The organism is Streptomyces aurantiacus JA 4570 (genome assembly GCF_000414115.1).
Taxonomy (GTDB): Bacteria; Actinomycetota; Actinomycetes; order Streptomycetales; family Streptomycetaceae; genus Streptomyces; species Streptomyces aurantiacus_A.
In genome coordinates, this window is sequence record NZ_AOPZ01000079.1 from 1 (window position 1) to 9,394 (window position 9,394).

Below are 9,394 nucleotides of genomic sequence, written 5' to 3' on the forward strand. Positions count from 1 at the left end.
TGGGGAAAGCCCCGCAGGGAACAACCCTCACCCCACCTCCAGCACAGCCTTCCCATGCAACCGCCGCCCCCGCAGCGCCTCCACCGCCACCCCGGCGTCCCCCCAAGACCCCCGCCACGCCTCCCCCGCATCGAGCCGCCCCGCGGCAACCTCCCCGGCGAGCCACGCCAGATCCCGCCCGAGCCCACCGCACCCCAGCAAATAGAAGCTCACGACCGCCCGGTCGTGCCGCCCCTGGTCCCCGTACAGCACCCCGTGCGGAAAGTGCTCGTCGTCCCCACCCGAGTGCCCCACGGAAACCAACACCCCGCCGGCCCCCAACTTCTCGTACGCGGCGACCAGTTGCCGCCCGCCCACGAGATCCACGACCCCGTCCAGGGGCCCGTCGGCCTCGGCGGGGTCACCGACGACCGCGTGCGCGCCCAGCCCGCGCAGCAGCTCGCCCCGCGCACCCGGATCCCCGGTCGCGGCCACGACGTACGCACCAGCCCGCCGGGCGAGCTGTACGGCGTACCGCCCGACCCCGCCCGTGGCCCCGGTGATCAGGACCCGCCGCCCGAGCAGGGGCCCGACCCGGTGCAGGGCCCGCAGCGCGCTCGCCCCGGCGACGGGGATCGTGCTGATGGCGCCGAGGTCGGCCCCCTCCGGCACGACGCCCATGAACTGTGTGTCCACCGCCCGGAGTTCGGCCCACCCACCGGCCTCGCCGAGGGTCACCACGGGCGTACCGGCCGCCGGACCGGAGCCGTCGGCGGCGGCCCGCTCGACGTGTCCGGCGGCGTCCCAGCCGAGCACGGTGCCCGGCGCGGCGCCCGGCACGAGGCTCGCCACCTCGCCGTAGTTGAGGGAGGTCGCGGTCACCCGGACGAGCGCCTGGTGCGGGGCCGGTTCGGGATCGGGCGCGGAGCCGAGGCGGAGCCCGGCGGGGGCGGCGGGGTCGACGAGGAGAGCACGCATGACGAAGTCACCTTCCACAGACAAGGAGAGCAGGACGCAGGCAGGACAGGACGCGGGCAGAGCCGGACGCAGGCAGGGCAGCACGGAGCACCCCAGCAAACCCAGCAGCCCCAGCAACCCAGCAAGGCGTCGCAGGTCCCGACCCCCGCCACAATGCCACTGAGTGGCACAAGCCATCAAGAGGCATTGGCTACCGAGCTACACTCCCGGCATGGACACCGCCCGCGCCACCGCCCAGCTCCCCCTGCGCGAACGCAAGAAGCTCCGCACCCGGCAGGCCCTCGTCGACACCGCCCTGGAGCTGTTCACCGAGCGCGGCTTCGACGGCGTCACGCTCGACGAGCTGTGCGACGCCGTGGAGGTGTCCAAGCGGACCTTCTTCCGCACGTTCACCAGCAAGGAGGACGTGGCGATGGCACCGCTCCACGATCTGTGGACGGTGTTCCTCGACGAACTGGAGGAGGCGCGGCCGGGGGGCGGCCCGCTGCACGAGCTGCTGCGCGACGTCCTGCTCGCCGCGCTCGACCGCATGCCGGGCGAGGAGTGGGCGCACCGCGTGCTGCTCAGCCGCCGCCTCGCCGCGCGCAACCCGTCGATGGACGCGCACGGTCTCGCGTTCTGCGACCGCACCGGCCGCGCCGCCCTGGACGTCGTCGTACGCCGCTTCGACCTCGGCGGCACCCCGGACGACCCGGACCACCTGCGCGCGCACCTGGCCGTCGACCTGCTCGTGGCCGCCTGGCACCGGGGCCTGGAGACCTGGACGGCCGCCGCGACCGACACGACCGACGCAGCCGACGCAGCCGGTCCCACACGGCCCGGCCTCGCCGCCGCGTTCCGCCGGGCGTGCGCGGCCCTGCCCGAAAGCCTGGCGCTCACCGCCCGCCCCGGGTCCGCGTGAGGGGACAGCACGAAGTGAGCGGACAGCACGAAGGCCGGGCCCGGCAGTGACTGCCAAGCCCGGCCCTCGTGGACGGACGATCGGGGAAGGGCTCAGCCCAGGCGGTGCATCCACCCGTGCGGGTCCGCCGAGACACCCCGCTGGAGGTCGAGCAGCGCGTCCCGCAGCTTCATGGTGACCTCGCCGGGGCTGCCGCCGCTCTGCACCCACTCGCCGCGGGCCGACTTGACCGTGCCGACGGGCGTGATGACGGCGGCGGTGCCGCAGGCGAAGACCTCGGTGAGCGTGCCGTTCTCGCTGTCGGCCTGCCACTGGTCGATGGAGACGCGGCGCTCCTCGGAGGTGTAGCCGAGGTCGCGGGCGACGGTGAGGAGCGAGTCCCGGGTGATGCCCGCGAGCAGCGAGCCGGTCAGCTCCGGCGTGACGATCTTGTCTCCGTACACGAAGTACAGGTTCATGCCGCCCAGTTCCTCGACCCACTTGTGCTCGACGGCGTCGAGGTAGGCGACCTGGTCGCAGCCCTTCTCGGCGGCCTCGGCCTGCGCGAGCAGGGACGCGGCGTAGTTGCCGCCGGTCTTGGCGTCGCCGACGCCGCCGGGCACGGCGCGCACGCGGTCCTCGGAGAGCCAGATGGAGACGGGCTTGACGCCGCCGGGGAAGTAGGCGCCGGCGGGCGAGGCGATGATGACGAAGAGGTACTCGTTGGCGGGCTTCACGCCGAGCCCGACCTCCGTGGCGATCATGAACGGGCGCAGGTAGAGCGACTCCTCGCCGCCGTGCGCGGGCACCCAGTCGATGTCCTGCCGCACGAGGGCGTCGCATGCCTCGATGAAGGTCTCGACGGGCAGCTCGGGCATGGCCATGCGGCGGGCGGAGTCCTGGAAGCGCCGCGCGTTGGCCTCGGGGCGGAACAGCGCGACGGAGCCGTCGGGCTGGCGGTATGCCTTCAGGCCCTCGAAGATCTCCTGGGCGTAGTGCAGGACGGTGGTCGCCGGGTCGAGGGAGAGCGGGCCGTACGGCACGAGCTGGCCGTCGTGCCAGCCGCGGCCCTCCGTCCAGCGGATGGTCACCATGTGGTCGGTGAAGTGGCGGCCGAACCCGGGGCTGGCCAGGACCGCCTCGCGCTCCGCGGCGGAGACCGGGGTCGAGGAGGGCTTGAGCTCGATCGTGGGCGTCGTCATGGTTGCGTGTCCTTCACCGGTTTGTGTGTGACGGACCGCGCTCAGACCCGCACGCGCGCGCTTCTCGCGGCGTCCGGGCGTGCGCCGTTTCGCGGCCCCACGTTCGATTATCGCTCGTGGGGTGCCATGGATGAAACAGCGGTGAGGGCGGCCCTGGGTTCGATGGTGACACCCGGTGGCCGCAAACGAGAAGCCGCCGGGTGCTGATGCGACCCGGCGGCTTGCTGTGACGGAGCAGACGACCGGCGGGTCAGCCCGCTACTCGGACGGCGAGCGCGTCGCCGATCTCGTCGGTGGTACGAGAGGTGTCCCCGCGACCGCCGAGGTCGGCGGAGACGGCCTCCTCGACACGGTTCGCCTCGTTGTCGTACCCGAGGTGGCGCAGGAGGAGGGCGACGGACAGCACGGTCGCCGTCGGGTCGGCCTTGGCCTGGCCCGCGATGTCGGGCGCCGAGCCGTGCACGGGCTCGAACATCGACGGGAACTCGCGGCTCGGGTTGATGTTGCCGGAGGCCGCGACGCCGATGCCGCCGGAGACGGCCGCGGCGAGGTCGGTGATGATGTCGCCGAAGAGGTTGTCGGTGACGATGACGTCGAACCGGCCCGGGTCGGTGACCAGGTAGATCGTGGCCGCGTCGACGTGGATGTAGTCGGTGGTGACCTCGGGGAACTCCTCGGCCACCTTGGTGAAGACGTTCGTCCACAGGTGGCCCGCGTAGGCCAGCACGTTGTTCTTGTGCACCAGCGTCAGCTTCTTGCGCGGGCGGGCCTGCGCGCGGGCGAAGGCGTCGCGGACGACGCGCTCCACGCCGAAGGCCGTGTTCACGGAGACCTCGGTGGCGACCTCGTGCGGGGTGCCCTTGCGGATCGTGCCGCCGTTGCCGGTGTACGGACCCTCGGTGCCTTCGCGTACGACGACGAAGTCGATCTCGGGCTGGCCCGCGAGCGGCGTGGCCACGCCCGGCAGGAGCCGGGACGGACGCAGGTTGACGTGGTGGTCGAAGGCGAAGCGGAGCTTGAGCAGGAAGCCGCGCTCCAGGACGCCGGAGGGGACCGACGGGTCACCGATGGCGCCGAGCAGGATCGCGTCGTGCTTCTTGAGAGCCGCGAGGTCGGCCTCGGTGAGGGTCTCGCCGGTGGCGTGATAGCGGCGGGCCCCGAAGTCGTACTCCTTGGTCTCCAGCTTCACATCCTGCGGGAGGACGGCGTTGAGGACCTTGAGCCCCTGGGCCACGACTTCCTGGCCGATCCCATCTCCGGGGATCACTGCGAGATTGATGCTGCGAGACATACCGGCACGGTACTCCTCGTCCCATCCCATGACACGGCACGTCCAGGATGCGGACAAGCTCCGATGGCCGGTCCCTTGCCGGTCGAAAGGTGTTCACCCTGTCGTAGTGCGGGCGTGGGGAGTTACTGGGAAGTTCCTGGTCATGGACACTCCGAACCTCGGCATTCCGGAACAGCTCGCCCGCGGCATGACCATGCCCGAGCAGCACGAGTACCTGCGCGGGAGGCTCTCCCGGCGCAAGGTGCTCGCCAGTTCGTTCGCGACGGCGGGCGTGGTGGGCGGCACGGCTCTGCTCGCGGGCAGTTCGGGCAGCGCCTACGCCGAGCGCCCCACCGCCACGTCCCCGCTCGCCGCACCGCGCGGCCCGGTGAAAGTCGACGGAAAGCTCGTCGCGCCGTTCGGCCGCCACCTCGCCTTCGGCGCCGACCCGAGGACCCAGATGCGGATCTCCTGGCAGGTGCCGTTCGCGGTCAAGTCCCCCTACGTACGCGTGGGTCCGAAGCCGTGGGAGCTGAGCCAGAAGATCCCGGCGGAGGTGCGCGACCTGCACACGCCGTCCCTGTCGAAGAAGCTCCCGAAGGTCGAGCAGTACTACCTGCACGCGGCGCTCGACGGCCTGAAGCCCGGCACGACGTACTACTACGGCGTCGGCCACGACGGCTTCGACCCGGCGTCGCCGGAGCGGATGGCCACGCTCGGCTCGTTCCGCACGGCGCCCGCGCGGCCGGAGAAGTTCGTCTTCACGGCCTTCGGGGACCAGGGCGTGAGCTACGAGGCGCTGGCCAACGACCAGTTGATACTCGGCCAGAACCCGGCCTTCCATCTGCACGCGGGCGACATCTGCTACGCGGACACCACGGGGCACGGCAAGGAGGGCGACACCTACGACGCCCGCGTGTGGGACCAGTTCCTCGCGCAGACCGAGTCGGTGGCGAAGTCGGTGCCGTGGATGGTGACGACCGGCAACCACGACATGGAGGCGTGGTACTCGCCGAACGGCTACGGCGGCCAGTCGGCCCGCTGGTCGCTGCCGGAGAACGGCTTCGACCCGAAGCAGGCCCCGGGCGTGTACTCGTTCCGCTACGGCAGCGTCGGCGTCGTGGCCCTGGACGCGAACGACGTCTCGTACGAGATACCCGCGAACAAGGGCTACACGGAGGGCAGGCAGACGGCCTGGCTCGACAGGCGCCTGCGCGAGCTGCGCGCCGACAAGGACATCGACTTCATCGTCGTGTTCTTCCACCACTGCACGTACTCGACGGCGACGCACGGCTCCGACGGCGGGGTGCGCGACGCCTGGCTGCCGCTGTTCGCCAAGCACCAGGTGGACCTGGTGATCAACGGCCACAACCATGTGTACGAGCGCACCGACGCCGTCAAGAACGGCGAGGTCGGCAAGCCGGTGCCGGTCGGCGCGTCGACCGATCCGACGCGCGACGGCATCGTGTACGTCACCGCGGGCGGCGCCGGCAAGGACCTGTACAGCTTCCCGGCCGGGGTCGAGGACAGCTACGAGGGCCACGAGAACGACGAGGGAACGATCCTCACGTTCCACTGGACCAAGCTGCGCCTGCCCGACCCGGACACGGTCGAGTGGTCACGGGTGCGCTACACCGGCTTCTCGTTCCTCGCGGTCGAGGTGACGACCGGAGCGCGTCCGAAGCTCACGGTCTCGGCGCTCGCCGAGAGCGGCGAGCGCGTCGACCACTTCGAGATAGAGCGCGGCAGGTAGCGGGGCCCCCGCGGGGGAGGAGGTGAGGGGCGGGGCTCAGTGCCCCGTCTCGCCGCCGTTGTCCCTGCGGTCGAGGGCGCGCTGGAGCGCGGCGGCGGCGTTCTTGCGCTCGGACTCGGTGGTGCGGGCGGTGTGGCGGACTCGGCGGGCGGTCGTCTCGGCCATGGAAATGCGACTCCTTAGATCAGGCATCCGGGAGTACGGATCCGCGCACGCGGAGCTGTGCGCGAAGCGGGTGGGTTACGAGACGCCGGAAGAGGCGGGGAGCGTGGGCCGCAGGGTTCGCCTGCGCGGGGCCCGGCTCGCAGCCGCCTTCGCTTGATCGAGCGAGACGTTCGGCTCCTACAAAGCTAAGACAGCTTCGGCCTCTTGTCTCTACAGATACTCGGGCTTCCTACTATCTGAGACGGCCCCCACCGGAGCAGCGGGTGCCGCTTCCGTTTCGGGGTGGCCGCGAAGCGCCCGCAGCTCCCGGATGAGGGCGCGTACGGCCAGCGATCCGGCCTGCTCAGGCGTGGTGACGTAGCCCACGGAGCGGGTCGGGCGGTCCGGTCCGAGGTCGCTGATCCGCACCGTGGGCGGCGCTCCGGTCAGGGACAGGGCGGGCATGATCGCCATGGCGTGCCCGGCGCTCACCATCGCGAGCACCGCCCCGTCGTCCTCGGTCCGCGTGCTGGCCTTCGGGATCCAGTCCTGGCTCGCCCACCAGTCGCGGGTGTACGAGGTGCAGTTCTCGGCCCAGTCGGCGAGCGGCAGGGAGCGCGGGTCGGGGTGGCCCGCCGGGTGCACGAAGGAGTACGGCTCCTCGACGAGCACGCCGCCGACCAGGCCCGGCGGGACCGGCGATGAGGTGCCGATGGTCGCGATCCCGATGTCCGCGCGCCCGTCGGCGACCTCGCCCGCGGTGCCGCGGCCCAGTTCGCGTACGACACGGACCTCGGGCTCGATGCCCGGGTGCCGGGCCCGCAGGTTGGCCAGGGCGGGCGGCAGCAGGTGCAGGGCCGCGCTGCGGAAGGCGGCGATGCGCAGCGGGCCGGTGAGCGTGGCCGCCTCCCGGCCTTCGGCACCGACCCCGGCACCGGCCCCGGCGGCCCCGCGCGCCTCGGCGGCGAGGACCTCCAGGAGCCGCAGCACCCGCCGCGCGTGGGCGACGGCACGCTCGCCCGCGGGCGTGGGCGTGGCGCCCCTGCGGCCGCGCTCGAAGAGCACCGCGCCGAGTTTCCGCTCGGTGCCGCGCACCGAGTGCGAGACCGCCGACTGCGTCAGGTCGAGCTCCCGGGCGGCGCCGGAGAAGCTGCGTGCGTGCTCGACGGCGACGATGACCCGCAGTTCGTGCGGGGCGAGGTCGTGCTCGGCCACCGGTTCCCACCTCGTCGTATGAGGAGCGCTCATGATTCGGCGCGTTCCATGAGCCGAACCCCCTGCCACGCCCCCGCATTCCCGGCCTACGGTCTGCGCCATGAACGACCTTTCCGGCGCCCGCGCCCTCACCGTCCACCAGACCGCCCGCCCGCACGGCTTCCCCACCCCCGCGGACTTCGCGTTCGTGGAGTCCGCGGTGCCCGAGCCCGCGCCCGGCACGGCGCTGGTGGAGAACCAGTACTGGTCGGTCGACCCGTACCACCGCGAGATGATGGACGGCGAGTTCGCGCTGAACGCGCCGCTCGAAGGCCGCACGATCGGCCGCGTGCTCGCGTCGCGGACGCCGGAGCTCGCCGAGGGCGAGATCGTCTTCCACCGGCAGGGCTGGCGCACGCACGCCGTGGTGACCCCCGAGGAGGTGCGCCGGCTGCCGCGCTTCGACGGGGTGCCGCTGTCGGCGTACATGAGCGTCCTCGGCGGCACGGGCCTGACCGCGTACGTGGGCCTGACCCGGATCGCGAAGCTGCGCGAGGGCGAGGACCTGTTCGTCTCCGCGGCGGCGGGCGGTGTGGGCACGGCGACGGGGCGCCTCGCCCGCGTCATGGGCGCGCGGCGGATCGTGGGCAGCGCGGGCTCGGCGGCGAAGGTCTCGTACCTGAAGGACCACGTCGGCTACGACGACGCCTTCGACTACCACGAAGGACCGGCCACCCACCTGCTCGCGAAGGCCGCCCCCGACGGCGTGGACGTGTACGTCGACAACGTGGGCGGCGAGCAGTTGGAGGCCGCGATCGAGGGCCTGCGGGAGTTCGGGCGCATCGTCCGCATCGGCACGGTCGCCCAGTACAACGACCCGCAGCCCCTGTCGGCGCCCCGCAACCTCACCGAGATCGTCGAGAAGAGCCTGCGCATGGAGGGCTTCCACGTGCGCAACTACCGTGATCTGCAGGAGGAGTTGTACGAGTTCGTGGTGCCGCATCTGCAGAGCGGCCGGATCGGTCTGGACGAGACGGTCGTGGACGGGTTCGACCGGATCGTGGACGCGTTCCTGGGGATGCTGCGGGGGCGCAACGTGGGGAAGATGATCGTGCGCGCCCCGGGGGCGGACGCCTGAGCCAGGACGAGGACGCCTAGAACACGTCCCCGTCCCGCCAGTCGATGAGCAGAGGGTGCGCCGGGTCGAGCCCGGAGTTCCACAGCATCGGCGGGTCCTCGTCCGGCATGTGCTCGACGCCGTTCGGGCCGAGGGTGCCGACGCGTCCGGTCCAGGTCACCCAGCCGTGCGCGCGGTACAGCTTCTCGCCCTCGTCGGACGGCGAGAGGGCGCCCAGGTCGTAGGCCCGCTCGATGATTCCCTCCAGGGCGCCCATGATCTGCCCGCCGAGCCCCTGCCGCTGCCGGTCGGGGCGTACGGCGACGGCCTCGACGTAACCGGCGCGCAGCGAACGGCCGTTGTGCAGGACGCGGCGCTGGACGACGGAGCCGTGGGCGAGGAGGGTGCCCTCGCGGTCGTGGACGAAGGCGTGCATGCCGCCGAGGCCGTGCGTCCAGTCCTCGTCGCTGAAGTCGCCGTCGAAGGCGAGGTCCATGAGCGCGCGGGCGGCGGCGAGTTCGGCGGGGGCGGCGTCGGCGGTGTGGGCCGTGCGCAGCACGTTCTCTTCGGCGGTACGCGGGGTGTCGGAGGTGCTCGGAGTGGTCACGGGCTCACCGTACTCAGGCCCCATTTGAGTACGCACCCCGATTATCCGGCGCCCGGCCCGGCGGCAGAGTCGGCGGCATGAACGGTTCCTCTGCCTCCTCCGGGTCCGCCGGGTCCGGTGGGCCCACGGGCTCACCCGGCCTGGGCCTGTACGCCCTCAAGCCCTGGTACGCCCGGAAGCTGTCGGGCGTACGCGGCGCGCTGGCCCGCCGCGAGGTGTCGCCGGACACGCTGACGGCGGCGGGCGTGGTGTGCGCGGCGGGCGCGGCGG

Annotated in this window: 9 protein-coding genes and 1 pseudogene; 4 read left to right on the forward strand and 6 right to left on the reverse strand. The window is 72.3% G+C overall.

Features of this window, described 5'->3' with window-relative positions:
• Window positions 1-27: 27 nt before the first annotated feature.
• The gene (locus STRAU_RS11320; RefSeq protein ID WP_037658711.1) at window positions 28-957 is read right to left on the reverse strand and encodes a zinc-binding dehydrogenase; all 930 of its coding nucleotides are present in this window, start codon (window positions 955-957) and stop codon (window positions 28-30) included.
• Window positions 958-1,168: 211 nt separating this feature from the next.
• Here STRAU_RS11320 and STRAU_RS11325 point away from each other — a divergent pair, with 211 nt between their 5' ends.
• Entirely contained in the window at window positions 1,169-1,858 is a 690-nt protein-coding gene (locus STRAU_RS11325) for a TetR/AcrR family transcriptional regulator (RefSeq protein WP_016640430.1), read from the forward strand.
• Between the two features lie 92 nt (window positions 1,859-1,950).
• Here the strand turns inward: STRAU_RS11325 and STRAU_RS11330 are convergent, their stop codons facing one another.
• Window positions 1,951-3,039 carry a branched-chain amino acid aminotransferase gene (locus tag STRAU_RS11330; protein ID WP_016640431.1) on the reverse strand — a complete coding sequence of 363 codons (1,089 nt, stop codon included), beginning with the start codon at window positions 3,037-3,039 and terminating at the stop codon, window positions 1,951-1,953.
• 250 nt (window positions 3,040-3,289) lie between these two features.
• Window positions 3,290-4,330, reverse strand: coding sequence for a 3-isopropylmalate dehydrogenase (locus tag STRAU_RS11335; RefSeq protein WP_037658713.1), 1,041 nt, complete (start codon window positions 4,328-4,330; stop codon window positions 3,290-3,292).
• 142 nt (window positions 4,331-4,472) lie between these two features.
• Between STRAU_RS11335 and STRAU_RS11340 the strand changes: the two genes are divergently transcribed.
• Window positions 4,473-6,062, forward strand: a complete 1,590-nt coding sequence (locus tag STRAU_RS11340) for a purple acid phosphatase family protein (protein ID WP_016640433.1) — start codon at window positions 4,473-4,475, stop codon at window positions 6,060-6,062.
• 36 nt (window positions 6,063-6,098) lie between these two features.
• On the opposite strand, the gene STRAU_RS43560 is transcribed toward STRAU_RS11340, so the two are convergent.
• On the reverse strand, window positions 6,099-6,227 hold the full coding sequence (locus STRAU_RS43560) for a hypothetical protein (RefSeq protein WP_016640434.1): 129 nt from the start codon (window positions 6,225-6,227) through the stop codon (window positions 6,099-6,101).
• A gap of 210 nt (window positions 6,228-6,437) precedes the next feature.
• Window positions 6,438-7,454 (reverse strand): LysR family transcriptional regulator, encoded by a 1,017-nt coding sequence (locus tag STRAU_RS11345; RefSeq protein ID WP_052029046.1) that lies wholly within the window; start codon window positions 7,452-7,454, stop codon window positions 6,438-6,440.
• 67 nt (window positions 7,455-7,521) lie between these two features.
• Between STRAU_RS11345 and STRAU_RS11350 the strand changes: the two genes are divergently transcribed.
• Window positions 7,522-8,538, forward strand: coding sequence for an NADP-dependent oxidoreductase (locus tag STRAU_RS11350; protein ID WP_016640436.1), 1,017 nt, complete (start codon window positions 7,522-7,524; stop codon window positions 8,536-8,538).
• 16 nt (window positions 8,539-8,554) lie between these two features.
• On the opposite strand, the gene STRAU_RS11355 is transcribed toward STRAU_RS11350, so the two are convergent.
• Window positions 8,555-9,124 (reverse strand): GNAT family N-acetyltransferase, encoded by a 570-nt coding sequence (locus STRAU_RS11355; RefSeq protein ID WP_016640437.1) that lies wholly within the window; start codon window positions 9,122-9,124, stop codon window positions 8,555-8,557.
• Between the two features lie 77 nt (window positions 9,125-9,201).
• On the opposite strand from STRAU_RS11355, the pseudogene STRAU_RS11360 reads away from it, so the two are divergent.
• A pseudogene (locus STRAU_RS11360) lies at window positions 9,202-9,394 on the forward strand (hypothetical protein); the annotation flags it as partial.

Bases quoted from the DNA above. Each gene is read 5' to 3' on its own strand.
- STRAU_RS11335 (WP_037658713.1), bottom strand. From the start codon at position 4,330: ATGTCTCGCAGCATCAATCTCGCAGTGATCCCCGGAGATGGGATCGGC.
- STRAU_RS11345 (WP_052029046.1), bottom strand. From the start codon at position 7,454: ATGAGCGCTCCTCATACGACGAGGTGGGAACCGGTGGCCGAGCACGAC.
- STRAU_RS11340 (WP_016640433.1), top strand. From the start codon at position 4,473: ATGGACACTCCGAACCTCGGCATTCCGGAACAGCTCGCCCGCGGCATG.
- STRAU_RS11320 (WP_037658711.1), bottom strand. From the start codon at position 957: ATGCGTGCTCTCCTCGTCGACCCCGCCGCCCCCGCCGGGCTCCGCCTC.
- STRAU_RS43560 (WP_016640434.1), bottom strand. From the start codon at position 6,227: ATGGCCGAGACGACCGCCCGCCGAGTCCGCCACACCGCCCGCACCACC.
- STRAU_RS11330 (WP_016640431.1), bottom strand. From the start codon at position 3,039: ATGACGACGCCCACGATCGAGCTCAAGCCCTCCTCGACCCCGGTCTCC.
- STRAU_RS11350 (WP_016640436.1), top strand. From the start codon at position 7,522: ATGAACGACCTTTCCGGCGCCCGCGCCCTCACCGTCCACCAGACCGCC.
- STRAU_RS11325 (WP_016640430.1), top strand. From the start codon at position 1,169: ATGGACACCGCCCGCGCCACCGCCCAGCTCCCCCTGCGCGAACGCAAG.